A 24719-nucleotide genomic window follows, 5' to 3' on the forward strand; every position below is an offset into this window, starting at 1 on the left:
TCGCATTAGTTCATATAGGAGGAGGGGGCTCTTTTGAAATTTTATACGATCAAACTCCCACGGTTCGTCGGGGGTTTAGTGCGCGCAGTCATAAGTACTTTTAAAAAAGATTAGGACTGAAACGGAATGGCTCCGGGGTATACATGGGCTGAGCTCCGGAGAGGGAAGCATAAAACGCCCGTTTACTTATTGGACCACGTAGGACGAATCAAATAAAAAAAAGCACCCCTCAAGGGTGCTTTTTTTGTGAGCTGTTCAGCTCTCTTTAGCAATTATACACGTTGTACTTTGCCGGACTTAAGCTCACGTGCTGTCACGTAAACTTTTTGAGGTTTGCCATCCACAAGGATACGAACTTTTTGTACATTTGCTTTAAATTTACGTTTATTAGCGTTCATCGCGTGTGAACGGTGGTTACCTGAACGTGTACCTTTACCAGATAGAACACTTCTGCGTGCCATGAAAATCCCTCCTGTTACATACATAAATCATCAGATACTTAGTAACTTTATCATATAGAAAAAATGTTTGCAATAATCTCGTGGCAATTATATCAAGAATTTTTTCTTGACAGAACGAATGAATTGTTACACAGTATAATAGGGATATCCAGGTCATTTTCTTCCTATTGAACAGAAATTCATTTCCCGCTTTTGTGTTATAATAGGGGAGGATTGATGAGGATTAAAAAGGAGGATCTATTATGTCTGTTGATTTAAATAACCAATATGGTCATATTACTATTAGCAATGAAGTCATTTCAACGATTGCTGGGGGAGCTGCTGTCGAGTGCTACGGAATCGTCGGCATGGCCTCTAAAAATCAAATCCGCGACGGCTTATCGGAAATGCTCCGAAAAGAGAACTTTTCCAGAGGAGTCGTTGTCAGACAGGATGAAGATCGCCTCCATATCGACATGTACATTATCGTGAGCTACGGGACGAAGATTTCTGAAGTCGCTCACAATGTTCAATCACAAGTAAAATATACACTAAACAAAACAGTTGGTTTGTCCGTGGATAACGTGAATATTTTCATTCAAGGTGTCCGCGTGACAACTGAATAGATTGCAGTTGTAGTCAAAGGAGGAAGTAAGTGTGACGTTACAAAAGTTAGATGGCAAAACGCTTGCCGAAATGATCTTGCAAGGGGCGCATCATTTGAAGCAGAAGTCTCAAATGATTGATGCTTTGAACGTTTTCCCTGTGCCGGATGGAGATACGGGGACGAATATGAATCTGTCCATGACTTCAGGAGCTGAAGAAGTGCGTAATGTGGACCAGAATCATGCCGGAGCAGTCGCTCAGTCCTTATCCAAGGGTCTGTTAATGGGGGCGCGTGGTAACTCTGGAGTAATTCTTTCTCAAATTTTCCGTGGCTTTTCAAAAGCAGTGGAAGATAAAGAAGTCATTACGACTAAAGACTTTTCGGACGCTTTGCAGGGCGGTGTGACGACGGCTTATAAAGCGGTTATGAAACCTGTGGAAGGAACGATTCTTACAGTGGCGAGAGAAGCTGCTGAAGCATCTGTAGGAATTGCTGAAAAAGAAGAAGAGTTCATTCCTTTCATCGAGGAAGTCGTTCAAGCAGCGAAAAAATCGTTAAAGCGGACGCCTGAGCTGCTTCCGGTTTTAAAAGAAGTGGGAGTCGTAGATAGTGGGGGCCAAGGGTTGGTCACGATTTATGAGGGTTTTCTTGCCAACTTGAAAGGCGAGGAGCTTCCTGACATAGAGGAGACCGTCTCTATGGATGATATGGTAAACGCTGAACACCATAAACTGAATCAGGATTTTATGAACACGGAGGATATTGAATTTGGTTACTGCACAGAATTCATGGTCAAATTCGAGGAAGACAAGCTTGCGGAACATCCCTATGATGAGGAAACTTTCCGCAATGAACTGAGTGAGATGGGTGACTCCCTGCTTGTCGTTTCTGATGAAGAGTTGATCAAAGTCCATGTCCACGTAGAGTACCCTGGTGAAGCGATGACACTCGGACAAAGATACGGGAGTCTCGTGAATATGAAGATTGAGAATATGCGTGAACAGCATACCTCGATCGTTGGTGACAAAAAGCCTGCCAAACCTAAGACAGAGGAAAAAGCAGAGTACGGAATCGTGACGGTCAGCATGGGAGACGGCATTAAGAAGCTTTTTGAAAGTCTGGGAGCTACTGTTGTGATCCAGGGCGGCCAAACGATGAATCCAAGTACCCAGGATCTTTCGGAAGCGATCAAAGAAGCACATGCGAAGCGTGTGATTCTTCTGCCGAACAACAAAAATATCGTCATGGCTGCTGAACAAGCTGCTGAATTGGCGGACATTGAAGTGGCCGTCATTCCTTCCAAGACGATCCCTCAAGGGATGAGCGCGTTGTTAGGTTTCAATCCTGAGGCAGACCTTGAGAGCAATAAAGAAGAAATGATCAGCCTTATGGCAGAGGTGAAAACAGGTCAAATTACGTATGCTGTCAGGGATACACAAATCGATGGGCTTAATATATCCAAAGACCATTTCATGGGAATAGCGGATGGCAAGATTTCAGCAACGGATGCTGATGCTCTTATAACCGCTAAAACATTGTTGAATCAAATGATTGATGAAGATGAAGATGAGATTTTGACGATCCTTACTGGTGAGGAAGTTGATGAGAAAGACGTGGCTGAACTTGAATCCTTTATTGAAGAAACCTATGAGGATTTAGAAGTGGAAGTACACAAAGGCGGCCAGCCGATTTACTCTTATATTTTTTCAATTGAATAAAAGCAGGACAAGCACGCAGCCCCGCAGAGGGCTGCTTTTTTTTATGCTTGTTCCTGGATCATCTTAACTTTAAGATGGTTTCTAATGGAATAGATCACAAGGTACAGGTAGCCGCAGACAAGGGATATGTAGATGATGGACATCGTAACGTTGCTCATTTGGATTGGAGTGAGCAACGTTCTCAAATTCGTTAAGATGATGAAGCCTCCAGCCATTACCCCGAGTATCGTGGAGGGAAGATTTTTTACGAGCCAGGCAGCTAAAGGGGCTGCGATTACTCCACCAACGATGAAGGCAAGGACAAGCATCCAACTGAAATGTTTACCACCCAAGAAGATTAAAAAACCAGCTGTAGCTGATATCGTTACCAGAAATTCACTCGTATCTACCGTACCTATGACTTTTCTCGGGACAATCCCTGAACGAGTCAGAAGAACTGGAGTATTGACAGGTCCCCATCCTCCTCCGCCTACACTATCGAGGAAACCACCGACGAAACCGAGCGGAAAGAGGAAGCGTTTATTTAAGGGTGTTTGGGAGGGTTTCTTTGGTTCTTTATGACTAAGGAAAAGAAAACGGATGACGATATAAATTCCTAAAGCGAGAAGCAAGAATGATAAGTACGGACGCACATGCTCACCTGAAATATACGTTAACGCCGCCGCACCGAGAAAGGCACTTACTGCACCTGGAACAGCGATTGTGAGCACAAGGGACCTGTCGATATTACCGAATTTATAATGCGAAAACCCTGAGGCGGCCGTTGTGGCAATTTGTGACATATGGATCGATGCTGATGCGACGGCAGGAGCCAGCCCGTATGAAAGTAGAATAGTCGATGAGCTGAGGCCGAAGCCCATCCCCAATGCCCCATCCATCAATTGAGCAAAGAATCCAATCAATGAGAACGCGGTTAATTTTTGCAAGCGAGTCACTCCTTTATTTTTACACAAAACTTGTTTCACTAACTATAGGTACTTATGCTTATCTGATTACTTGGTTTTAGGCAAAAAAAGAAAACCCCTTCCCAAAGAAGAGGTTTTGTCCTCTCCTTATCTTTCAGGCCCATGCCTGTTGGATTGAGCACCTTTACCAGGTTGCTGCGGGATCATGAGACCAAATTCCTCCCCCGACTCTTCATAAGGATATCGTTTATCGTTTTCAGAATACTTACAAAAGTAACGGACGTATTTTTGTTTGTCAATAGATCTTGAATAAATAAACTGAAAAATAATAATTTTTTAAAAAGGCATTGACATAGAATGAAAAGGAGCATAAGATTTGTATCAACTTGTTTTTCAAAAAACTTCATAATTTTCTCTTATCTAGAGAGGTGGAGGGACTGGCCCTTTGAAGCCTCGGCAACGGGTCTGGACATTTGTTCAGACGCTGTGCCAACTCCAGCGGGTGTATGAACACTTGAAAAGATAAGAAGAGTGGTGCTTATTTCATTATGGATGCCTTTCTTCTTGTCGAGAAGAACAGGCATTTTTTGTTTTGGTTGGAAAGGAGGAAAAGATGAAAGATTATAACGTGACGTATGAACATTTCTCAGGCGATCCTTTTTTTTCAGACATACAGCCTCGTGATGAGCAGAAAGGAGCTTTGGAGGTTATTCAATGGGCTTATGACCAATTTGAAAATATTGTCTATGCATGCAGTCTGGGTGCAGAAGGAGTTGTTCTCCTTGATTTAATTTCCAAAGTTAAAGGGGATGCTGAAATCGTCTTTCTGGATACGGGTCTTCATTTCCAAGAAACATATGAACTGCTTGGCAAGGTGAGGGAGAGGTACCCAGAGATGAAGATTAGGGCCAAAACTCCAGAACTCGATGTAGAAGAGCAGTCCGAACAGTACGGACCTGCTTTGTGGAATCGAAATCCTGACCAATGCTGCTATATCAGAAAAATCAAACCATTGGAAGAAGCATTAGATGGAAAAGAGGCTTGGTTGTCCGGGTTAAGACGAGAGCAGTCCCCAAGCAGGAGCCGTACGAATTTCGTCAACAAAGATGAACGTTTTAAAAACATTAAAGTATGTCCCTTAATTCATTGGACATGGGAAGACATATGGCATTATATCCGAGTAAATAGCTTGGATTACAATGAATTGCATGATCGGAATTATCCAAGTGTCGGCTGTATTCCGTGTACCTCCAAGGCAGCAGGTGATGGAAGATCAGGAAGGTGGCAAGGGTTTAACAAGACGGAGTGTGGCTTACATACCACAGCTCCTGAGCATAAAGATCAATCGTAGAGGAGGAATTATGCATGTCTATTATATCTCCGCATGGAGGAGAGCTTGTAAACAGGTGGAGCAGAAAACCAGATGAACTTCCACAGGATAAGATTGAACTGGATGCCATGGCATTAAGTGACATAGGATTGATTGCGAATGGTGCCTACAGTCCTTTGAAGGGATTTATGAACAAAGAGGATTATGAAGCGGTCCTCGAGCGGATGAGGCTGAATGATGGGACTCCTTGGAGCATTCCAATTACTCTCCCTGTTCCGGAAGAGCAGGCTGCAACGCTCGGGGATTCAGCGCAGCTCGTGTATAACCAAACTGTATACGGAACCATTGCAATATCAGAAGTTTATAAACCTCATAAAATCCAGGAGGCTGAAGCCGTATACTTAACAACAGAGGAAGCTCATCCTGGGGTCAAAAAATTATTGGACCGACCGTCCTGGTACGTGGCAGGTGAGATTGAAGTATACCAAAAGCCCCCATATGAACATGGACGACAGTTTTACTTAGATCCAGCCGAGTCTAGAGAGCTGTTTCAACAACTTGGCTGGCAGAAGGTTGTTGGTTTTCAAACACGCAATCCGGTCCACCGGGCTCATGAATATATTCAAAAAGCGGCTTTGGAGACGGTAGACGGTTTGTTTTTGAATCCGCTTGTCGGAGAAACGAAGAGTGATGATATTCCGAGTGATGTTCGGATGAAGAGTTATCAAGTCCTTTTGGAAAATTATTATCCGGAAAACCGGGTGACTCTAGCTGTATTTAATGCTGCCATGCGGTATGCGGGCCCGCGTGAGGCGGTCTTTCATGCCATTGCCCGGAAAAACTTCGGTTGTTCTCACTTCATCGTTGGTAGAGATCATGCGGGGGTTGGTGATTATTATGGGACTTATGATGCCCAAAAGATTTTCAGCCATTTTGGAAAAGAAGAGCTTGGAATCACCCCGCTCTTTTTCGAGCACAGTTTTTATTGCCGGGCGTGTGAAGCCATGGCTTCCAGTAAAACTTGTCCACACGGAAAAGAACATCATATGATTTTATCCGGAACGAAGGTCAGGGAGCTCCTTAGGAAAGGCGAAAAGCCCCCTAGAACATTTAGCCGACCTGAGGTGGTGGACATTCTAATCGACGGAATGAAAGAGAAAAGTTTTCAAGGGAAAGGGTGATAGAGATGTCCAATATTACATGGCATGAAACGAGCATCGGACTAGAAGATTACCGCAGGAAAAATGGGCACCACAGCGGGGTGGTTTGGCTGACAGGATTGTCCGGTTCCGGTAAATCCAGCATCGTCAATCAATTGAATGAAAAGCTGTTTGCTGAAGGGTTCCAATCATATGTGCTGGATGGTGACAACATCAGGCATGGGCTCAACGCAGATCTTGGATTTTCTGAATCGGATCGTACAGAGAATATAAGGCGGATTGGAGAAGTCGCCAAATTGTTCGCTCAAAGTGGAACGATTGTTCTGACGGCTTTCATCTCCCCCTACCAGGCGGACCGTGACCGGATCAAGGAAACATTACCGGATGGGGATTTTCTTGAAATTCATGTCGATTGCCCATTGGAAGAATGTGAGGCCCGTGACCCGAAAGGTCTGTACAAGAAAGCGCGGAAAGGTGAAATCAAAGGTTTCACAGGTGTCGATGCTCCTTATGAGCGCCCGGTACAACCTGCGCTTGTCCTGAATACGCAAAGGACTAGCGTAAAGGAAGCAGCAGAACAAGTGTATAAACTCTTGTTATCTGAAAAATGGTTCCATAAAGGAGAATGAACATGTCTTATGTATATATCGTTGGTGCCGGTCCGGGTGACCTGGAATTGATTACAGTGAAAGGGTTGAAAGCGATTAGGAGAGCAGATGTCATTCTTTATGACCGTTTGATTAATCAGGAACTTCTGGACGAAGCAGGGGAAAATGCCGAGCTTGTCTATTGTGGGAAGCGTCCGGATCATCATGCGCTCAGCCAGACGACCATCAATCAGCTTCTTTGTAAATATGCCCTTCAAGGGAAGGTGGTCGTCCGGTTGAAGGGCGGTGATCCTTTCGTATTTGGACGTGGTGGAGAAGAAGCTGAAGCCCTTGCGAGGCGGAAGGTCCCGTTTGAGATTGTGCCTGGGATCACTTCCGGAATCGCTGCACCTGCATATGCCGGGATCCCTGTCACTCATCGGGAATACAGTTCGTCTGTTGCATTTATATCCGGAGTGAGTAAGCAAGGGGAGGATGATGAAGCCTATTGGGAAAAAGTCATAAGAAGTATGGACACCCTATGTATTTATATGGGAGTTAGAAAACTTCCTGAAATTTGTGAGCGGCTTCATAAGTATGGAAAACCTCTCACAACCCCTATTGCTCTCGTACAATGGGGAACGACAAGCGATCAGAAGACGGTGACGGGGACAATAGAGAACATAGTAGAAAAGTCAAAAATGGTAGAGAATCCAGCGATGATCGTAGTTGGTGAAGTGGTTCACTTAAGTGAACAGCTCCAATGGTTTGAACAAATGCAAGGTGATGAATGGAAGCCATTAGCTTCAAGTGCTGGATGAGGGAGGTGCCCAGATGAAAGGTGTGCTCTATGTCAGCCATGGAAGTAGAAGGAAGAAAACGAAACAAGAAGCGATTGCTTTTTTAAATCGAGTACAAAGACAGGTGCAATTGGATGCATTTGAAATATGCTTTTTGGAACTTTCCGACCCCGACGTATTGGAAGGAATTCGTCTTCTTATAAAACAGGGGGTCGATAAAATTATCATCCAGCCAGTACTGCTTCTTGGAGCGGGGCATTTCTTCAAGGATATACCGGGTGAAATTGATAAAGCGAAACGTCTTTATCCAAGGGTATCTTTCTATTATAGCAAGCCTTTAGGTGTACAGGAAAGATTGACAGATGTCCTGGTGGATCGTTTAGAGGAACAGTGCATAGTAGCTGAGAAGGAGACAGACTTTTTACTCGTTGGGAGAGGGAGCAAGTATCCCGAAATAAAAAAAGAAATCGAAACCATTGCCGAACAACTGAGAGGAAGAGGAATCCATCATGTGACCACCTGTTATTTGGCAGCTCTCTCCCCTACTTTCGAGGAAGCGTTCGAAACTTCCCTCTGTAACGGCCGGCAGACAGTCGTTATCCCGTATTTATGGTTTTACGGGCGCTTGTTTGAAACGCTGCACGATCGTGTGTGTTCAGCTTTTGAAAAGGGTCATGAAGTCATTCTTTCTTCTTATATGCACGATCATCCCAATATGGTTCTCGCTTTAGCTGATAGAGTTCATGAAGTTCAGATGGACGAGGAGGAAGCATTGTGATCTCATTATCTATTGATCTGGCAGAGAAGAGCGTGACGATTATCGGTGGTGGGGAAGTCGCTGCAAGAAGAGTGGAAGTCTTAGTGAAAGAAAAAGCTCGGATAACAATCATCAGTCCCTTTATAACAGAAGAATTGAACGAGTTGGTCGAAAGGGGTGAAGTTCACTGGAAGGCACGGAACTTTATCCCTAATGATATAGAACAGTCCGATTTATTAGTGGCTGCTACAAACAATGTCAGTGTGAACGATCATATTGTAAGCCATTCCAGGCATGTTCCATTAGTGAATCGAGTGGACGGCGGGAGTGGAGGAAATATTCATTTTCCAGCCCAGCTTTCGAGAGGGAAAATGATGTTGTCGGTCACCACCCAAGGAGCAAGCCCGAAATTAGCTGCACGAATACGTGAAGAGTGGAAAGAAAAATTCCCGCCTTCTTTTGAGAACTATATCAATTTTCTAGATGAGTGCAGACAATATCTTAAGGGGTCCGTCCTAAGAGACAAGGAGAAGAAGATTTACCTGGATCGAATGTTGGATTCTGAATTCCTTGAGGAAGTGAACCAGCAGAGCATTATGGAGGAGATACATAAAAAGGAGGAACAAGCGATTGGATGCACTATTCGAAAGAAAGATTGGGATTGCGGCTGACCGCAGGTCTGATGCCATTGCAGCCTTGGTCCATAACATGGGCGGTCATCCATTCCCTTTTCCATTACAGGGGAAACAGCAGCTGAATGATGAAGCAGCGATCACCCATGTCGAAAAATATCTTGCATCACCTTTTTCCTGGGTCATCCTGACGACCGGGATAGGTGCCCGGACCCTTGCAGGAGCAGCAGAGGGAAATGGACTCATCGCCCCTTTTCTCCACAAAATCCATTCAGAATCACTCGCTATCCGAGGTTCTAAAACGATGGATTGGGTAAAAGAGAAGGGACTGTATCCTCAGATTACCGCTGAGGACGGGACGATGGAGAGCTTGCTTAATGACATTCCTGAGGCTGATCCAAAGGAAAACAGTTCCGTATTATTGCAAACGTATAACGAGGATGAAAAGCGTTTGATCCACGTATTGGAAACAAAAGGTTATGCCGTATATAAAGCAAATCCTTATACATTCCTGCCCCCGGATCCGTTTACCATCCAGGAATTGAGCCTGAAGACGATGGAAGGAAAATTGGATGCCGTTGTATTTACAAGTAAAACGCAAGTGAAGAATCTATTGGAGGAGAATGAAAGGAGCTTGGAAGTGATTGCTGCTTTTAATCGGCACGTGCAAGCTGTGGCGGTGGGCAAAGTGACCGCTCGAGCCCTTCACTCCTACGGAATAGAGAAAGTCGTCCAACCAAAACGACCGAAAATCGGAGCGATGGTGGTTGAACTTGGCCGCTTCTTTCAACAAGAAGGATTGAGAAAAGGGGGGGTAAGCTATGAAGCTTGAGGTAGAGAACAGCCCTTTTAATAAAGAGCAGGTGGAGCTGCTGAACCGTCTTCTACCCACCTTGGACGAACGTCAGCTGGTATGGTTGAGCGGTTATATAACAGGTGCTCAGACGCAAACTTCAGAGAGTGTGCCTAATACAAGCACCGCACCTGGTCGTAAAGTCACCCTCTTATATGGCTCTCATACAGGGAATTGTCAGAGTCTTGCAGAGGATTTTGAAAATCGTTTGAAAGAGAAGGGGTTCGCAGCGCAGTGTCTGGATATGGACGAATACAAACCGAAGAAATTGAAGGAAGAGGAGGATCTTCTTCTCCTGACAAGCACACACGGAGATGGGGATCCACCTGATAACGCCCTTTCTTTTTATGAATTTCTGTACAGTAAGCGTGCGCCAAAATTGGATGGACTGCGGTTTGCTGTTCTTTCGCTCGGGGACAGCTCGTATGAGTTCTTCTGTCAAACAGGGAAGGATTTCGACAAGAAACTGGAGGATCTAGGAGCGCAGCGTCTCCACCCGCGTGTGGACTGTGATTTGGATTACGAAGAAGATGCAGAAAAGTGGTGGAGCGGTGTCCTTGCACAATTGGGTGATGGACAACAGAAGGGGGGTTCTTCCTCAGAGCAGGAGCCATCTGTTGAAAAGGTACCTGTCTATTCAAAAAAACATCCGTTCAGGGCCGAAGTATTGGAAAATATTAATCTTAATGGGAGAGGTTCCAATAAAGAAACGCGTCATGTAGAGATTGATTTGGAAGGCTCAAATCTGGATTACGAACCTGGGGACAGTCTAGGGATCTATCCGGAAAATGATGAGCGGCTGGTCGATGAGTTGATTGAATATATGGAATGGGATCCAGAGTATGTTCTTGCTGATCATCCAGACGGGAAGAAGTGTACAGTAAGGGAATCGCTTCGAACTGATTTTGAGATTACGGCATTGACGGGACCTTTAATGAAGAGTTTGGCTTTACACACCTCAGATCGAGAGCTTGAGAAAATCGTGGATTCCAAGGAAAACCTTCAATTATATATGTATGGAAAGGATCTGCTTGATGTTGTCAGGGATTTTGGTCCCTGGGAAGTCGGAGTAGATGAATTTGTAGGAATGCTAAGGAAAATACCACCTAGGCTCTATTCCATCGCCAGCAGTTCAAAAGCGAATCCTGATGAAGTCCACTTGACCATTGCTACCGTCCGTTACGATTCAAATAACCGTAAGCGCACCGGTGTATGTTCAGGACAATGCGCAGAGCGTACAGAAGCAGGAGATTATTTGCCTGTGTACGTACAAAAAAACAAAAATTTCAATCTACCTGAAAATCCAGAAACACCGATTATTATGATCGGTGCTGGGACGGGGGCTGCACCTTACCGAGCGTTTCTCGAAGAAAGAGAAGAGGAGGGGCACTCTGGCCAATCCTGGCTTTTCTTCGGTGATCAACATTTTGTCACTGACTTTTTATATCAAGTCGAATGGCAGCGGTGGCTGAAAGAGGGTGTATTGACGAAGATGGATGTTGCCTTTTCGAGAGATGCTTCTGAAAAGATTTATGTCCAACACCGTCTTTACGAAAAGAGGAAGGAAATTTATCAGTGGCTGGAGGAAGGAGCTCACATATATGTGTGTGGCGATGAGAAACAAATGGCGAAAGATGTTCATGCCACAATCCAACAAATTTTGTTAGAGGAAGGAGGGACGACGGAAGAGGAAGCGGAAGATTATTTGAAGGAAATGAGAAAAAACAAACGATACCAAAGAGATGTGTATTGAGTGGGAAGGGAGCGAATAATATTGTCTGATGAGCATTTAACAAACGTTTCGGGGCCCCCGGACGAGATGGAAAGGATCAAAGAAAAAAGCCGTTTCTTACGGGGCTCGATCGAAGAGAGCTTTCAGGAAACCATCAGTGCGTCGATTCCTGAAGAGGATACTAAAATACTAAAATTCCATGGGAGTTATATGCAGGATGACCGGGACCTTCGGCATGAACGGAAAAAACAGAAGTTGGAGCCTGCTTATCAATTTATGATCCGTGTCCGTCTTCCGGGTGGCATTGCGACACCAGATCAATGGCTCACAATGGATGAGTTGGCGGATACCTACGGTAATCATACGATGAAACTTACAACGAGGCAGACGTTCCAGCTGCACGGACTGTTGAAGTGGAATATGAAACCTACAATAAAAAAGATGGATGAAGTTTTATTGGATTCCATCGCCGCTTGTGGAGATGTCAATCGTAATGTGATGGCTAATGTGAATCCAGACCAATCATCCTTCCACGAGGATGTATATACCTTTGCCAGCCACGTTAGTGAACACTTGCTTCCTAAAACAAAAGCCTACCATGAGATATGGTTGGATGAAGAAAAAGTCATTGATGGGAAAAACGAAGAAGAACCTATTTATGGGAGTCACTACCTGCCTCGAAAGTTTAAAATAGGCGTTGCTGTTCCCCCTTCCAATGATGTAGATGTGTTCTCCCAGGATCTTGGATTTATTGCGATTGAAAAACATGGTGAGTTAATAGGTTTTAACATTGTGGTCGGTGGCGGTATGGGAATGACTCATGGGGAGGAGAACACATATCCTCAGCTCGGCCGCGTCCTCGGATTTTGTTTCCCGGAACAGGGAGCAGAAGTTGCAGAAAAGATCGTAACGATTCAAAGGGACTACGGGAATCGTTCCAATCGGAAAAACGCCCGGTTCAAGTATACGGTTGACAGACTTGGTCTGGACACAATCCGTGAAGAATTGGAACGAAGACTAGGGTGGCAGATTGGAGAAGCGGCCCCTTATCAATTCAATCATAACGGTGATCACTATGGTTGGGTACAAGATGAAGGTGGAGATTGGCATCATACCTTCTTCATTCAAAACGGTCGAATAAAGAATGATGACTCCTATCTATTAAAAGAAGGCTTGCGCAAAATTGCGGAGCTTAGGCATGGAGAATTCAGGTTGACTCCCAATCAAAACGTGACGATCGCAAAGGTGAATGACCAGTATAAACAGGAAATTGAAGAAATCATTGAATCGTATGGTTTAAATGACGGGAAATGGAATTCTGCTTTGAGAAGAAATTCCATGGCTTGTGTGGCCATGCCGACGTGCGGTCTCGCCATGGCTGAATCAGAAAGGTACCTGCCTTACTTGATAGATCGGATCGAGGAGATGTTGGATGAAGCGGGCTTGAGGGATGAAGAAATTGTCATTCGTATGTCGGGGTGTCCAAATGGGTGTTCACGTCCAGCCCTCGGTGAAATCGGTTTTATTGGTAAAGCTCCGGGAAAATACAATCTATATTTAGGTGCGGGTTTTGCGGGGGATCGTTTGAATAAATTGTATCGTGAAAATATAGGAGAAGATGAAATACTACAAGAATTGAGGCCAATCATAAAGGCTTACGCCAAAGAGCGCATGGAAAATGAAAGGTTCGGAGATTTTGTTATACGCAAGGACTATGTTAAAGCCGTGAAGTCCGGCCAAGACTTCCACACTTGATTGTGTCACCAATCCAGGCCCAATGCATAAGGTGTAGTGGAGACTTTATGCTAAAGAGGTGCAGAACCATGGATGATAAACATAAACAATTGCCGGATTTATTTGACAAAAGCTTCAGGGATATTGTGAAAGCCTTTGATTCATTTTTTGATGAATCCATCAAACATGTTCATGATTTTTTCCAACAGTCCACCATTCCAGTAGAAGTTTTTGAAACCGAACGTGATGTAACCATTGAAGCCTACCTGCCGAATGTTTCGAGAGATCGGATCCGGATCGATCGATCGGGCAGCCAACTGAGGATACGGGTGGATGAGCAGAAGATCAGGGAAGTGATCGATGAAGATTCAGCTTACCTCAACCGGACACATGCATTCAGTCAAAAGGAAAGGATCGTAACGCTGCCTTTTGAAGTGGCGGATGCTGCCAGCCGTGCATCTTTTAAGAACCATGTGCTTACTATTGTATTTCCAAAACAGAATTCTACGATCAAAGTCATAGATGTGGATGCTGAATAAGAAGGTCAAAAAACGCCCGGTGTTCCCGGGCGTTTTTTTGTGATCTTTTAAGGGGTGCTTTCGCAAGCGTGGGCTTGTATCCTATAACGTTCGCTGAAAAAGTTATCAGGATCTCTATTGAGGTCTTCTGATTTAAGGAGGAGTACATATATTAAATAAGGATTCATAAAAGATGGGAAATTCAGGATATGTCGGGGAGGTTATTGTATGTATGTCATATGGGTTCCCTGTTATGTGCCAGTTGTTTATCCATTTTCCCCCCTCCTTATCATCCATCTGTCAGGGATCTCCGCTTGTTTCCTGAAGTCGATGAAGGACTTTTTGTTAAATCCGCTTCTACGATGGAAAGATTGATGGCAGATGCAGAAAAGGTCGTAAGCAAAATCAGTGAATCTCGTGATTTTGCCAACGAGGTCATGGGTGCCGCTCAGGAGTCTGACCAATCCAAAGTGGATACTTTGATCCGTGGTACTGGGGTCGATGCACCCTTCCGTGCCGAATACAATCCTGACCAGCTGAAGATCAATCTTTCAGGGAAGAACCAGCAGGTCGAATGCTGTAAATTGACCCTTGTCTTAAGATGGCGAGCATAATAAAAACCGGGCAGCTAGAGCTGTCCGGTTTTTGTATAGGCTCTGCATTGATCTGTGATGCTTTAATGACCAAGCGAGCGCATGATAAATTCAATGAGAAAGACCATGGCGATGAGTACGACAGGCGTTGAAAGTTCTCGTTGTTTTCCTATGGCGAACTTGACAATCGGATAGGCAATGAAACCAAAGGCCATTCCGTCCGCAATGGAGTAAGTGAATGGGATCATAACAATGATCAGGAAAGCTGGCATGGCTTCTGACAATTGATCCAGTGGAATTTCCTTAATGTTTTGTACCATCAGGGCCCCGACGATAATTAGAATCGGTGCCACAGCTGTGGATGGTACCATTGAAATCCAAGGGATCAAAAAGATGGTGCCGATAAATAAAACAGCCATCGTCAAAGCCGCCCGCCCTGACTTTCCTCCCGATGCGATGACAGCTGCGCTTTCCGCTGAAGAAACCGTCGGTGATGTTCCGAGGAATCCTGTACTTAGAGCTGAAAAAGCTGTCGCCTGATAAGAGCGTTTGAATTTGCTCTGTTGATCAAGCATACCCAACTGTCCGTGGATCAGTCCCATGTTCTCGAAAATGAGAACGATGGCCAGCGGGAATACCGCCATCCAAAATCCGAAGTCCGTCATACTGGAGAAATCAGGCATGAAAATCCAGGATTGTTCACTGAGGGCGAGGGCTTCCCCGCGTTCTCCCAATACTCCCGTAAAGTGGGCAATGACCGTACCTGCAATCATCGTTACCAGGAAGTTACCTGGAACATTTCTTGTGAACAGAAAGATCCCGATAAACAATGTCAGAATACTGGTAATGACGATGGCGGAGGAGGGGTTACCTAGTGTAATCAAAGAGTGTTCCCCTTTGACTACGAGCCCCCCTTTTTCAAGCCCTATCAAGGTCAAAAACAATCCAAGACCAACAGTAATCGCATGCTTCAGTGAAGATGGGATCGCATGTTTTAACCAATCTCCGAGTTTCGTGAAAGCTGTAATCAGGAACAAAAAAGAGGCAACAGCTACGACAGCTAAGCCTTCTTGAAAGTCCATTCCTGAACCTTCGACGATGGAGTAGGCGAAAAGTGCGTTAACACCCATCCCTGGAATGAGAACCATAGGTGCATTGGCGTACATGGCCATGATCAAACAGCCTAGTGCACTGGCAAGAATTGTCGCAATCATGCCGCTTTCCAGCGGAAGTCCTGCGCTGTTAAGGATTTGACTATTGACCGCTACGATGTAGACAGTGGTGAAATAACCGATCAATCCGGCCAGTCCTTCCTTCTTCCAGCTCACTTCTTGATGATGCTGATTGAGCATGTGTATCTCCTCTATGAAATTTATCCCTCTCCCGCCCGGTTACCGAGTAACCCACAAACGTTTATTTTACTCGCAAATTCGTAATCTAGCAACCAAATATGTTCTTTTTTTGTAAACGATGAGGTGTAGAACAACAGTTTGTGTTAAGATGTAAAAGGATTATAATGTAGTAGAAAGCGTTTTCTTTGTTGATATATAGATGAAAAAGGGAAGGTGATCTTATGAAATATCGTTCCGTATTCGATATTATCGGTCCTGTCATGATCGGACCATCCAGCTCACATACAGCAGGAGCTGCCAGAATCGGTCGTGCAGCACGCCACCTGTTCGGAAGGGAACCGAAGTTTGCACATATTCATTTGTATGGATCTTTTGCTAAGACTTATAAAGGTCATGGAACAGACGTAGCCATCATCGGGGGACTTCTCGATTACGACACATATGATGAGCGAATCAGCCAGTCGCTCGTCACCGCTCGAAAGAATGGAATGAAGATTAGATTTCATGAAGAAGATGCCCATACAGATCATCCGAATACAGCCAAAGTAAAAATCGGAGATGATGATGGAGAACTCGAATTGGTCGGAATCTCCATTGGGGGAGGAAAAGCAGAAATCACGGAATTGAATGGCTTTGAACTCCGATTATCAGGAAGCCATCCGGCAATTCTGCTTATCCATAATGACCGTTATGGAGCCATCGCGTCTGCAACGACCATATTAGCGAAGAACCAGATCAATATTGGACGTATGGAAGTTTCTCGTAAAGCCCAAGGGGAGCAGGCATTGATGGTCATTGAAGTCGATCAGAACATTGATGATGCAGTTCTTGATGAACTCGAAAGGGCCGATCACATCACCCAAGTGGCTAAGATATCAGATTAATACGAAAGGAGAGGTCACATGTTTCGAAATGTAGCTGAACTCGTAGAACTGGCAGAAAGTGAAAATATCCAGATTTCTGAAGTGATGATTCGTCAGGAGATGGAAGTGAAACAACTATCGAGAGAGCAAGTGTTCTCTCAAATGGAACGAAACCTCGATGTTATGGAAAAAGCAATCGAAGATGGATTAAAAGGGGTCAAGTCCCATAGTGGATTAACCGGGGGAGACGCTGTGCTCATCCAAAACTATATGAAAAACCATACGCCTTTATCCGGGCATCTGTTGATGGACGCCGTCAGTAAAGCTGTAGCGACGAACGAAGTGAACGCAGCTATGGGGACGATATGTGCGACACCTACAGCTGGGAGTGCCGGTTGTGTACCGGGAACGCTTTTTGCTGTGAAGAATCAATTGAACCCGACGCGTGAGCAGATGGTACGTTATTTGTTCACCTCAGGAGCGTTCGGTTTTGTAGTAGCCAATAATGCATCGATTTCAGGTGCAGCAGGTGGATGTCAGGCGGAAGTTGGATCCGCTGCAGGAATGGCGTCTGCTGCGATTGTAGAAATGGCAGGGGGCAGTCCTTCGCAATCTGCGGAAGCTATGGCCATCACACTGAAAAATATGCTGGGCCTTATATGCGATCCTGTGGCAGGTCTTGTGGAAGTTCCGTGTGTAAAACGAAACGCGATGGGGTCCTCCAACGCAGTCGTAGCTGCGGATATGGCTCTTGCAGGTGTGACCAGCCGGATTCCATGTGATGAAGTGATCGACGCGATGTATAAAGTAGGACAGCGCATGCCTTCAGCATTTCGCGAAACGGCTCAAGGCGGACTCGCAGCCACCCCGACCGGTCGTGAACTTGAAGCTAAAGTATATGGAATTTCTTTGAAGAAAGAGTGAATGATTTGTTGCAGCAATCGATCAGTGAAATCAAAGGAGTCGGAGATAAATTACAAACCCAATTAAATGAGCTTGGGCTCTTTACGGTGGAAGATCTATTGTTCTACTTCCCTCACCGATATGATTCCTATGAAGTAAAGCCACTTACCGAACTGACGCATAATGAAAAAGCGACCATTGAAGGGGAGATCGTTTCTGAGCCTGCCTTGAGTTATTTTGGGAGAAAGAAGTCCAGGCTGACGTTCACTCTCCAGGTGGAGCAATTTGCAGTCAAAGCGGTCATGTTTAACAGGGCGTTTGCTAAAAAGCAGCTGAATCAGGGGGACACCGTGACAGTCACCGGGAAATGGGATCAGCAAAGGCTCCAGATCACTGTCAGTCAGTTCAAGAAGGGTGAGTCCAAGAGTCAGGAACCGATCCAGCCTGTCTATACGTTGAAGGATGGGGTGAATTTGACCACTTTAAAGAAGGTGATCAAAAACGCCCTGGATGAGTATCGTGCAGATATACCTGAGATTCTCCCAAAAGATATAGCGCTTGCTTATAAGCTCCCGGACCGGACTTCAGCCCTCCAACAAATGCATTATCCTGAAACAAGGGTAGCGCTGAAACACGCAAAACGACGTTTCATTTATGAAGAGTTTCTGATTTTTCAACTGAAGATGCAGTTGTTACGGAAGCACAATAGGGAAGCGACCAGCGGAAAGGAGCAGACGTATGACAATGAGCGGTTGACTTCATTCGTACAGTCTCTTCCCTTTGAGCTCACTTCTGCTCAAAAGAAGTCTCTCGCGGAAATTTTAAATGATATGAAAAGTCCTCACCGAATGAACCGTCTTCTACAAGGGGATGTCGGTTCAGGGAAAACAGCCGTTGCTGCAATCGCTCTTTATGCCTCTATTACAGCCGGCCACCAGGGAGCTTTAATGGTTCCGACTGAAATTCTTGCCGAACAACATTTCCATTCCCTAAAGAAAATGTTTGAGGGGCGGGCAAACGTTGCTTTACTTACAGGTTCCATAAAAGGTAAACGAAGGAGAGAAATTCTCGAATCTGTTGAAAACGAAAAAATTGATATCCTGGTCGGAACTCATGCATTGATCCAGGATGAAGTGGTTTTCAAAAACCTCGGTTTCGTTATCGTGGATGAGCAGCATCGTTTTGGAGTAGAACAGCGTCGGTCATTAAGAGATAAGGGGCTGGCTCCGGATGTGCTGTTCATGACAGCAACCCCGATTCCAAGAACTCTTGCCATCACAGCTTTTGGAGATATGGATGTCAGTGTCATTGACGAAATGCCAGCAGGCAGGAAACCGGTGGATACGTATTGGGTCAAGGGTGAAATGACCAACCGTGTGCTGAGTTTCATCAAGAAGGAAATTGATCAAGGGCATCAAGCGTATGTGATTTGTCCTTTAATAGAGGAATCCGATCAGTTAGACATCCAGAATGCCATAGAACTCTATGATCAATTAAGTTCAGTTTTTGAGCCGGATATATCTGTGGGGCTGATGCATGGGCGTCTCCATAACGAAGAAAAAGAGAGTGTCATGCAGCAATTCGCCTCGAATGACATGAATATTCTCGTTTCCACAACAGTGGTTGAGGTAGGGGTGAACGTACCGAATGCCACAGTCATGGTCATATACGATGCTCAAAGATTCGGCTTGTCCCAGCTGCACCAGCTCAGAGGGCGTGTAGGTAGAGGTGCTGACCAGAGTTATTGTATCCTACTCGCGGATCCTAAGGGAGACGTTGGAAAAGAACGGATGAGAATCATGACAGAGACAAATGATGGATTTGAATTGTCCGAGCAGGATTTGAAATTGAGGGGACCTGGTGATTTCTTCGGGAAGAAACAGAGTGGTCTTCCTGAATTTAAAGTCGGCGACATGGTCCACGATTACCGCGCGCTTGAAACTGCAAGAAAAGACGCGGCAGAAATGATCATGGAAAACCGTCTGGATGAAGATGAAGCGTATGAGGTGTTAAGAGAAAACGTTTATAGTGACCGGCATTTGCTCGGAAATGTCCTGGACTAACAAACACTCGGCTCAGCAGCCGGGTGTTTTTAATTTCTGAAATGAATTATTCGTTTGATTTATAGGGGGAAAGGGAAGGCGATGAAGAGTGTTTCCAAGGAATTTGCTCCCCAAAAAAACACGCGTCCATTTCTCTCCGGTTTCGAATCGATGGTCGTGACATACTATGAGCAGAGAAAAGGAATCATCATCAAATCCTTGCGAAATTGAACGTGGTATTATATATTACTATTAGTACCTAGTCATAAAGGATTGAAATATGACTAAATGAACGGTGGCATCAGTATGAAGAAGTCTAAAAAAGTACGTCAGGAAGAATTGAAAAGTAAAATAGACCATACCCCCTTCATTACAGACGATGAATTGGCGAAGACGTTCGGAGTCAGTATTCAGACCATCAGGTTGGACCGGATGGAACTGGGTATACCGGAACTGAGAGAACGTATAAAATCCGTCGCCACCCATGAATGGAACGAAACAGTAAGGGCGCTTCCAGTGGAAGAGATCATTGGTGAAGTGATAGATCTGGAATTGGACGATCGTGCTTTGTCGATATTGGATATCCGTCCGGATCATGTTTTTTCAAGAAACCATATTGCAAGAGGACACCATTTATTTGCACAGGCTAACTCATTAGCGGTCGCTCTTATCAATGACGAATTGGCCTTGACGGCCCATTCGGAGATTTCGTTTACCCGGCCTGTAAAACTAGGTGAACGAGTCGTTGCTAAAGCGACGGTTAAAGGAGCGGATGAAAAGGGCCGTACCCTTATTAACGTGCATAGTTATGTCGGAAACGAAGAAGTTTTTGCAGGAACGTTCGAAATGTTTCGTTCGAACCAGCAGAAGGAGATGGATCAAGAATGAAGCTAGCCATTGATGCTATGGGCGGTGACAATGCTCCGGAAGCAATCGTTAAAGGAGCGGTACAGGCCGCAGAAACAATCGAAGGTTTGGATATCACTCTTGTCGGTGATGAATCACAGATCAAGCCCCATCTGTCAGGGCAGTCGAATGTTTCCATTATACATACGACAGAAATGATTACGTCAGAAGATGAACCGGTAAGGGCCGTCAGGAAGAAGAAACAGGCCTCTATGGTATTAGCGGCTACAGAGGTTAAAGAAGGCCGGGCTGATGGATGTATATCTGCAGGGAACACAGGTGCTCTGATGAGTGCCGGGTTGTTTGTGGTTGGCCGGATGAAAGGTGTGGACAGGCCAGCGCTTAGCCCTACACTGCCGACATCTGATGGTAAAGGTTTTCTCATGCTTGATGTTGGGGCCAACGTTGATGCAAAACCCGACCATTTATTGCAATACGCAGTAATCGGAAGCATTTATGCTGAGAATGTAAGAAACATCAAACAGCCACGAGTAGGACTTTTGAATGTTGGAACAGAAGATGGCAAAGGCAGTGAATTGACGAAAAAAGCTTTTAACCTGCTCAAAGATGCACCGATCCATTTTGTCGGTAACGTAGAAGCGCGTGACCTATTGGAAGGTGTTGCTGATGTAGTAGTAACCGACGGCTTCACAGGAAACGTGACCTTGAAGACGATAGAAGGAACAGCTATGACGATGTTTACCATGATGAAACAGACGTTTATGAGCAATTTCAAAACGAAAATTGCGGCTGGCCTTGCTAAGAACGATCTCCGCAAATTAAAGTCACAGCTGGACTATAGTGAATATGGTGGTGCCGGATTGTTTGGTCTTGCAGCTCCGGTTATCAAGGCTCATGGGTCTTCCAATGACCGTGCTGTCCTCAATGCGATTCGCCAGGCCTGTCAGATGGTTGAACTTGATGTAACCAACACTATATCGGCAACACTTGCTGAAATGAATAAAGAGGAGGAAGATTCATGAAGCGATTGGCTTTTGTATTCCCTGGGCAAGGGTCTCAGGAAATTGGAATGGGAAAAGCGATGTATGATGCTTATCCTGTTGTAAAAGAATTATTTGATCAGGCTGATGAAGCCTTGGGCTATTCTCTCACTCAATTAATGTTTGAAGGGCCCTCCGATGAGTTGACGAAAACGGAAAACGCGCAGCCTGCGTTGTTGTTGAACAGTATGGCGATTCAAAAAGTCCTTCATCAGGAAGGCGTTGTACCTGCTATGACAGCCGGGCACAGTCTCGGTGAATATAGTGCATTAGTAGCAGCAGGCGCACTAGAGCCGATGGAAGCCTTGAAACTGGTCCATGTCCGTGGGAAGTTGATGGAAGAAGCTTATCCGACAGGGATGGGCACGATGGCAGCTGTTCTCGGCCTTTCCCAAGAGCAGATTGAGGAAGTCCTCCGTGAATTTGACGGAGATACGGCTGTGGATTTCGCGAACATTAACTGTCCTGGTCAAATTGTCATTTCGGGTACGAAAGCTGGTGTCGAGCAAGCTTCTGAGCAGCTGTCTGAAGCTGGAGCGAAGCGTGTGCTTCCATTGAATGTCAGCGGACCTTTCCATTCCCGTCTTATGAAGCCGGCCAGTGATGACTTCGCTGATTACCTGGCAGATACCACCATTCACGATGCGGAAGTACCTGTTTTTGCAAATGTAACTGCATCTCCTGTAACGAGTGCAGAAGAGATTGAGAAACTTCTCGTTGAACAACTTTACTCGCCAGTGAAGTTCCAGCAGATTCTTGAAGCATTTGTCGAAGAAGATGTAGATGCGATCATAGAAGTTGGACAGGGGAAAGTGTTAAGTGGACTTGTCCGTAAAGTGAAACGCCGGATGAAGACATTCAGCGTACAGGACCCGGAAACGCTCGAGACATTCTTGGATTGGTATAAGGAGGAATCATAATGCTACAGGATCAAGTGGCTCTTGTTACAGGAGCTTCCCGAGGAATTGGAAGAGCTATTGCCCTTGAACTCGCTTCTCAAGGGGCAAAAGTCGCTGTGAATTACGCCGGAAGCGAAGATAAAGCACAGGCAGTCGTCCAGGAAATTCAGGATCAGGGTGGAGTGGCTGTGAAAATCCAGGCAAATGTCTCTGACGATGACGACGTTAAACGGATGGTGAAAACGGTCGTGGATGAGTTCGGACGATTGGACATTCTGGTGAACAATGCAGGAATTACGAAAGATAATCTTCTGATGAGAATGAAAGAGGAAGAGTTTGATTCTGTCATCGATACGAATCTGAAAGGTGTATTCCTTTGTACAAAAGGAGTTACGCGTCAAATGATGAAACAGAAATATGGCCGCATCATTAATGTAGCATCAATTGTAGGTGTATCCGGTAACCCTGGACAGGCGAACTATGTGGCTGCTAAAGCAGGTGTCATTGGAATGACCAAATCGAATGCCAAAGAATTAGCCGCTCGGAATATTCAGGTGAATGCCGTTGCGCCAGGGTACATTGCAACGGATATGACAGATGCGCTGACAGACGATCAGCGGGAACAGATGTTGAACTTGATTCCGCTTAAGCGTCTTGGAGAAGGGAAAGATGTAGCGCGTGTTGTGCGCTTCCTTGCTTCAGAGGATGCTGCTTACATGACTGGTCAAACCCTCCATGTGGATGGCGGCATGGTCATGTAGCTTGAATCAGGGTGGAAGATTCATGGTGCCATCTATCTTGTTGGCGCATGATGAATCAGACTTTTATTGAGGAGTCGAAGATTTCTATCTGACAATCCTCTTGCGCTTTTCATAACACATTACTATAATTACTGAAGGGAGGTGAGGTTCCAATGGCAGAAACATTTGATCGTGTAAAACAAATCATCATTGATCGTCTTGATGTTGATGAGTCTAAAGTGACTATGGAAGCTTCCTTCAAAGAAGATCTAGAAGCAGACTCTCTTGATGTCGTTGAGCTTGTAATGGAGCTTGAAGACGAGTTTGATATGGAAATTTCTGATGAAGAAGCTGAGAAAATCAATACAGTCGGCGACGCTGTGAATTACATAAGCAGCCAGTCGTAAAAAGGATCGCTGTCCGTACCCTACGGGCAGCCTTTCCTGTATTTAAAAGAATTTCATAGCAAAGGACAAGGTGATTTATGGATGATTTCTCCAGTTTCCAGAAAAAGATAAACATACAATTTGATAATATCTCGTTACTGGAACAGGCTTTTACACATTCATCATATGTGAATGAGCATCGGAAAACCGATCGAGAGGATAATGAACGACTGGAATTCCTGGGGGATGCAGTTCTTGAGCTGGGAGTTTCTCAGTATTTGTACCGTGAGTTTCCGGATATGGCTGAAGGGGAGCTTACAAAGTTCAGAGCCTCGATTGTGTGTGAAGTCTCATTAGTAGAATTTGCGAATGAGTTGAACTTCCAGGACCTTATATTGCTTGGTAAAGGAGAAGAGCTCACAGGAGGTCGCAATAGACCTGCCCTGCTTGCCGATGTTTTTGAAGCATTCATCGGTGCTCTATACTTAGATCAGGGATACGAATCAGTCATACAGTTCCTGAGAACGTATGTATATCCGAAAGTGAAAAAAGGTGCTTTTTCTCATGCGATGGATTTCAAAAGTCAGTTACAAGAGTTCATTCAACGGGATAAAAACAGTAAGATTGAATACGAAATTGTTGAAGAACGTGGCCCTGCACACAGCAGAGAGTTCATAGCCCATGTCCGAATTCAGGATGACATCGGCGGTATTGGTGTAGGCCGTACGAAGAAGGAAGCTGAACAAAAGGCAGCTCAACAAGCGTTGGAAAATCAGGGTGCCCATTCTTGATGTTCCTTCTTTTATGGAAAAGAGAGACCGTTTCCCGGCAGATGTATCGGGGAAACGGTCTCTTTTTTGTGAAACTTTATTTTCTATACTGGCCAAGCTCCTGCACGAAAGCCTGGATTTCTGATACACTCAATTGCCCTTTCATTTCGATGATATCATGAAGGGATTTGATTTCCTCATATTTGTCGAGGTCGTAATCTTCCGGGTCCATAAGGGAACGGTTCACGACCTGTAGTTTTTTTGCCATGTCGTTGATGATGACTTCTAAGTTTTCTTGGTTCGGTTCTTGTAAACTCAAAAATGAATCCTCCTTAAAGGCTCGTAATATAGGCTATTACATATGATAAAGGACTTTAACTAATTTTGAAACCCTTCATTACTATTATGACTCATGAAAGTAAATGGCTGGATTGTTGAAGACTCAGTCTCGAGATTTTTACGGGTTCGTTATCGTGTTGGGGGCCAGGGGT

At 44.9% G+C, this 24719-nt stretch carries 27 protein-coding genes and 2 riboswitches; of the genes, 23 read left to right on the forward strand and 4 right to left on the reverse strand.

Annotated elements, in window-relative coordinates; all coding sequences use genetic code 11:
• The first annotated feature begins 33 nt into the window (after nt 1-33).
• Complete coding sequence (gene spoVM / locus ACXADE_RS08995) at nt 34-114, forward strand: stage V sporulation protein SpoVM (protein WP_035505439.1); 81 nt, start codon at nt 34-36, stop codon at nt 112-114.
• A gap of 158 nt (nt 115-272) precedes the next feature.
• Here the strand turns inward: spoVM and rpmB are convergent, their stop codons facing one another.
• On the reverse strand, nt 273-461 hold the full coding sequence (rpmB, locus tag ACXADE_RS09000) for a 50S ribosomal protein L28 (RefSeq protein WP_035505437.1): 189 nt from the start codon (nt 459-461) through the stop codon (nt 273-275).
• A 242-nt stretch (nt 462-703) separates the two neighbouring features.
• Between rpmB and ACXADE_RS09005 the strand changes: the two genes are divergently transcribed.
• The gene (locus tag ACXADE_RS09005; protein ID WP_474980142.1) at nt 704-1066 is read left to right on the forward strand and encodes an Asp23/Gls24 family envelope stress response protein; all 363 of its coding nucleotides are present in this window, start codon (nt 704-706) and stop codon (nt 1064-1066) included.
• A gap of 31 nt (nt 1067-1097) precedes the next feature.
• Complete coding sequence (locus ACXADE_RS09010) at nt 1098-2765, forward strand: DAK2 domain-containing protein (protein ID WP_474980143.1); 1668 nt, start codon at nt 1098-1100, stop codon at nt 2763-2765.
• Nucleotides 2766-2806: 41 nt separating this feature from the next.
• Here ACXADE_RS09010 and ACXADE_RS09015 read toward each other — a convergent pair whose 3' ends face one another.
• Complete coding sequence (locus ACXADE_RS09015; protein WP_474980144.1) at nt 2807-3691, reverse strand: sulfite exporter TauE/SafE family protein; 885 nt, start codon at nt 3689-3691, stop codon at nt 2807-2809.
• Nucleotides 3692-3814: 123 nt separating this feature from the next.
• A riboswitch (SAM riboswitch) is annotated at nt 3815-3911 on the reverse strand.
• 172 nt (nt 3912-4083) lie between these two features.
• Nucleotides 4084-4199, forward strand: a riboswitch (SAM riboswitch).
• A gap of 84 nt (nt 4200-4283) precedes the next feature.
• On the opposite strand from ACXADE_RS09015, the gene ACXADE_RS09020 reads away from it, so the two are divergent.
• The 11 genes from ACXADE_RS09020 to ACXADE_RS09070 all read left to right on the forward strand — a co-directional run bounded on the left by ACXADE_RS09020 (nt 4284) and on the right by ACXADE_RS09070 (nt 14387).
• Nucleotides 4284-5021, forward strand: coding sequence for a phosphoadenylyl-sulfate reductase (locus ACXADE_RS09020; protein ID WP_474980145.1), 738 nt, complete (start codon nt 4284-4286; stop codon nt 5019-5021).
• 14 nt (nt 5022-5035) lie between these two features.
• On the forward strand, nt 5036-6181 hold the full coding sequence (gene sat, locus ACXADE_RS09025; RefSeq protein ID WP_474980146.1) for a sulfate adenylyltransferase: 1146 nt from the start codon (nt 5036-5038) through the stop codon (nt 6179-6181).
• Nucleotides 6182-6186: 5 nt separating this feature from the next.
• The gene (gene cysC / locus ACXADE_RS09030; protein ID WP_474980147.1) at nt 6187-6789 is read left to right on the forward strand and encodes an adenylyl-sulfate kinase; all 603 of its coding nucleotides are present in this window, start codon (nt 6187-6189) and stop codon (nt 6787-6789) included.
• Nucleotides 6790-6791: 2 nt separating this feature from the next.
• On the forward strand, nt 6792-7568 hold the full coding sequence (gene cobA, locus ACXADE_RS09035; RefSeq protein WP_474980148.1) for a uroporphyrinogen-III C-methyltransferase: 777 nt from the start codon (nt 6792-6794) through the stop codon (nt 7566-7568).
• A 13-nt stretch (nt 7569-7581) separates the two neighbouring features.
• The gene (locus ACXADE_RS09040) at nt 7582-8325 is read left to right on the forward strand and encodes a sirohydrochlorin chelatase (RefSeq protein WP_474980149.1); all 744 of its coding nucleotides are present in this window, start codon (nt 7582-7584) and stop codon (nt 8323-8325) included.
• A complete protein-coding gene (locus ACXADE_RS09045) occupies nt 8322-8975 on the forward strand; it encodes an NAD(P)-binding protein (protein ID WP_474980150.1) in 654 nt (217 codons plus the stop codon). Before ACXADE_RS09040 ends, ACXADE_RS09045 begins: the two co-directional genes overlap by 4 nt.
• Nucleotides 8935-9768: a uroporphyrinogen-III synthase gene (locus ACXADE_RS09050; protein ID WP_474980151.1), complete on the forward strand. Its 834-nt coding sequence runs from the start codon at nt 8935-8937 to the stop codon at nt 9766-9768. The genes ACXADE_RS09045 and ACXADE_RS09050 overlap by 41 nt, the downstream gene beginning before the upstream one ends.
• A complete protein-coding gene (locus ACXADE_RS09055) occupies nt 9758-11542 on the forward strand; it encodes an assimilatory sulfite reductase (NADPH) flavoprotein subunit (RefSeq protein WP_474980152.1) in 1785 nt (594 codons plus the stop codon). The genes ACXADE_RS09050 and ACXADE_RS09055 overlap by 11 nt, the downstream gene beginning before the upstream one ends.
• Nucleotides 11543-11563: 21 nt before the next feature.
• Nucleotides 11564-13276 carry an assimilatory sulfite reductase (NADPH) hemoprotein subunit gene (cysI, locus tag ACXADE_RS09060; RefSeq protein WP_474980153.1) on the forward strand — a complete coding sequence of 571 codons (1713 nt, stop codon included), beginning with the start codon at nt 11564-11566 and terminating at the stop codon, nt 13274-13276.
• A gap of 68 nt (nt 13277-13344) precedes the next feature.
• The gene (locus ACXADE_RS09065; RefSeq protein ID WP_474980154.1) at nt 13345-13794 is read left to right on the forward strand and encodes an Hsp20/alpha crystallin family protein; all 450 of its coding nucleotides are present in this window, start codon (nt 13345-13347) and stop codon (nt 13792-13794) included.
• A gap of 188 nt (nt 13795-13982) precedes the next feature.
• Nucleotides 13983-14387 carry a YuzC family spore coat inner layer protein gene (locus ACXADE_RS09070; protein WP_474980155.1) on the forward strand — a complete coding sequence of 135 codons (405 nt, stop codon included), beginning with the start codon at nt 13983-13985 and terminating at the stop codon, nt 14385-14387.
• A gap of 62 nt (nt 14388-14449) precedes the next feature.
• Here the strand turns inward: ACXADE_RS09070 and ACXADE_RS09075 are convergent, their stop codons facing one another.
• Nucleotides 14450-15718 (reverse strand): NCS2 family permease, encoded by a 1269-nt coding sequence (locus ACXADE_RS09075; protein ID WP_474980156.1) that lies wholly within the window; start codon nt 15716-15718, stop codon nt 14450-14452.
• A gap of 221 nt (nt 15719-15939) precedes the next feature.
• Between ACXADE_RS09075 and sdaAB the strand changes: the two genes are divergently transcribed.
• The 9 genes from sdaAB (at nt 15940) to rnc (ending at nt 24249) form a co-directional block, all read left to right on the forward strand.
• Nucleotides 15940-16602 (forward strand): L-serine ammonia-lyase, iron-sulfur-dependent subunit beta, encoded by a 663-nt coding sequence (sdaAB, locus tag ACXADE_RS09080; protein ID WP_474980157.1) that lies wholly within the window; start codon nt 15940-15942, stop codon nt 16600-16602.
• 18 nt (nt 16603-16620) lie between these two features.
• Nucleotides 16621-17505, forward strand: a complete 885-nt coding sequence (gene sdaAA / locus ACXADE_RS09085) for an L-serine ammonia-lyase, iron-sulfur-dependent, subunit alpha (protein ID WP_474980158.1) — start codon at nt 16621-16623, stop codon at nt 17503-17505.
• Between the two features lie 5 nt (nt 17506-17510).
• A complete protein-coding gene (recG, locus tag ACXADE_RS09090) occupies nt 17511-19547 on the forward strand; it encodes an ATP-dependent DNA helicase RecG (protein WP_474980159.1) in 2037 nt (678 codons plus the stop codon).
• 285 nt (nt 19548-19832) lie between these two features.
• Nucleotides 19833-20414 (forward strand): transcription factor FapR, encoded by a 582-nt coding sequence (fapR, locus tag ACXADE_RS09095; RefSeq protein ID WP_474980160.1) that lies wholly within the window; start codon nt 19833-19835, stop codon nt 20412-20414.
• Nucleotides 20411-21415 (forward strand): phosphate acyltransferase PlsX, encoded by a 1005-nt coding sequence (gene plsX / locus ACXADE_RS09100; protein WP_474980161.1) that lies wholly within the window; start codon nt 20411-20413, stop codon nt 21413-21415. Before fapR ends, plsX begins: the two co-directional genes overlap by 4 nt.
• The gene (gene fabD, locus ACXADE_RS09105; RefSeq protein WP_474980162.1) at nt 21412-22353 is read left to right on the forward strand and encodes an ACP S-malonyltransferase; all 942 of its coding nucleotides are present in this window, start codon (nt 21412-21414) and stop codon (nt 22351-22353) included. Before plsX ends, fabD begins: the two co-directional genes overlap by 4 nt.
• Complete coding sequence (gene fabG / locus ACXADE_RS09110; RefSeq protein WP_474980163.1) at nt 22353-23093, forward strand: 3-oxoacyl-[acyl-carrier-protein] reductase; 741 nt, start codon at nt 22353-22355, stop codon at nt 23091-23093. Before fabD ends, fabG begins: the two co-directional genes overlap by 1 nt.
• A 152-nt stretch (nt 23094-23245) precedes the next feature.
• Nucleotides 23246-23479, forward strand: coding sequence for an acyl carrier protein (gene acpP, locus ACXADE_RS09115; protein ID WP_474962615.1), 234 nt, complete (start codon nt 23246-23248; stop codon nt 23477-23479).
• Between the two features lie 77 nt (nt 23480-23556).
• On the forward strand, nt 23557-24249 hold the full coding sequence (gene rnc, locus ACXADE_RS09120; RefSeq protein WP_474980164.1) for a ribonuclease III: 693 nt from the start codon (nt 23557-23559) through the stop codon (nt 24247-24249).
• Between the two features lie 76 nt (nt 24250-24325).
• On the opposite strand, the gene ACXADE_RS09125 is transcribed toward rnc, so the two are convergent.
• Complete coding sequence (locus ACXADE_RS09125; protein ID WP_474980165.1) at nt 24326-24547, reverse strand: DUF1128 domain-containing protein; 222 nt, start codon at nt 24545-24547, stop codon at nt 24326-24328.
• Nucleotides 24548-24719 lie beyond the last annotated feature (172 nt).

The organism is Halobacillus sp. ABR2_026, assembly GCF_056158545.1.

What these genes read in the sequence shown, in the direction of transcription:
- rpmB (WP_035505437.1), bottom strand. Translation starts at nt 461, where the DNA reads ATGGCACGCAGAAGTGTTCTATCTGGTAAAGGTACACGTTCAGGTAAC.
- ACXADE_RS09005 (WP_474980142.1), top strand. Translation starts at nt 704, where the DNA reads ATGTCTGTTGATTTAAATAACCAATATGGTCATATTACTATTAGCAAT.
- ACXADE_RS09020 (WP_474980145.1), top strand. Translation starts at nt 4,284, where the DNA reads ATGAAAGATTATAACGTGACGTATGAACATTTCTCAGGCGATCCTTTT.
- sat (WP_474980146.1), top strand. Translation starts at nt 5,036, where the DNA reads ATGTCTATTATATCTCCGCATGGAGGAGAGCTTGTAAACAGGTGGAGC.
- cysC (WP_474980147.1), top strand. Translation starts at nt 6,187, where the DNA reads ATGTCCAATATTACATGGCATGAAACGAGCATCGGACTAGAAGATTAC.
- cobA (WP_474980148.1), top strand. Translation starts at nt 6,792, where the DNA reads ATGTCTTATGTATATATCGTTGGTGCCGGTCCGGGTGACCTGGAATTG.
- ACXADE_RS09040 (WP_474980149.1), top strand. Translation starts at nt 7,582, where the DNA reads ATGAAAGGTGTGCTCTATGTCAGCCATGGAAGTAGAAGGAAGAAAACG.
- ACXADE_RS09055 (WP_474980152.1), top strand. Translation starts at nt 9,758, where the DNA reads ATGAAGCTTGAGGTAGAGAACAGCCCTTTTAATAAAGAGCAGGTGGAG.
- ACXADE_RS09065 (WP_474980154.1), top strand. Translation starts at nt 13,345, where the DNA reads ATGGATGATAAACATAAACAATTGCCGGATTTATTTGACAAAAGCTTC.
- ACXADE_RS09070 (WP_474980155.1), top strand. Translation starts at nt 13,983, where the DNA reads ATGTCGGGGAGGTTATTGTATGTATGTCATATGGGTTCCCTGTTATGT.
- ACXADE_RS09075 (WP_474980156.1), bottom strand. Translation starts at nt 15,718, where the DNA reads ATGCTCAATCAGCATCATCAAGAAGTGAGCTGGAAGAAGGAAGGACTG.
- sdaAB (WP_474980157.1), top strand. Translation starts at nt 15,940, where the DNA reads ATGAAATATCGTTCCGTATTCGATATTATCGGTCCTGTCATGATCGGA.
- sdaAA (WP_474980158.1), top strand. Translation starts at nt 16,621, where the DNA reads ATGTTTCGAAATGTAGCTGAACTCGTAGAACTGGCAGAAAGTGAAAAT.
- fapR (WP_474980160.1), top strand. Translation starts at nt 19,833, where the DNA reads ATGAAGAAGTCTAAAAAAGTACGTCAGGAAGAATTGAAAAGTAAAATA.
- plsX (WP_474980161.1), top strand. Translation starts at nt 20,411, where the DNA reads ATGAAGCTAGCCATTGATGCTATGGGCGGTGACAATGCTCCGGAAGCA.
- fabD (WP_474980162.1), top strand. Translation starts at nt 21,412, where the DNA reads ATGAAGCGATTGGCTTTTGTATTCCCTGGGCAAGGGTCTCAGGAAATT.
- fabG (WP_474980163.1), top strand. Translation starts at nt 22,353, where the DNA reads ATGCTACAGGATCAAGTGGCTCTTGTTACAGGAGCTTCCCGAGGAATT.
- acpP (WP_474962615.1), top strand. Translation starts at nt 23,246, where the DNA reads ATGGCAGAAACATTTGATCGTGTAAAACAAATCATCATTGATCGTCTT.
- rnc (WP_474980164.1), top strand. Translation starts at nt 23,557, where the DNA reads ATGGATGATTTCTCCAGTTTCCAGAAAAAGATAAACATACAATTTGAT.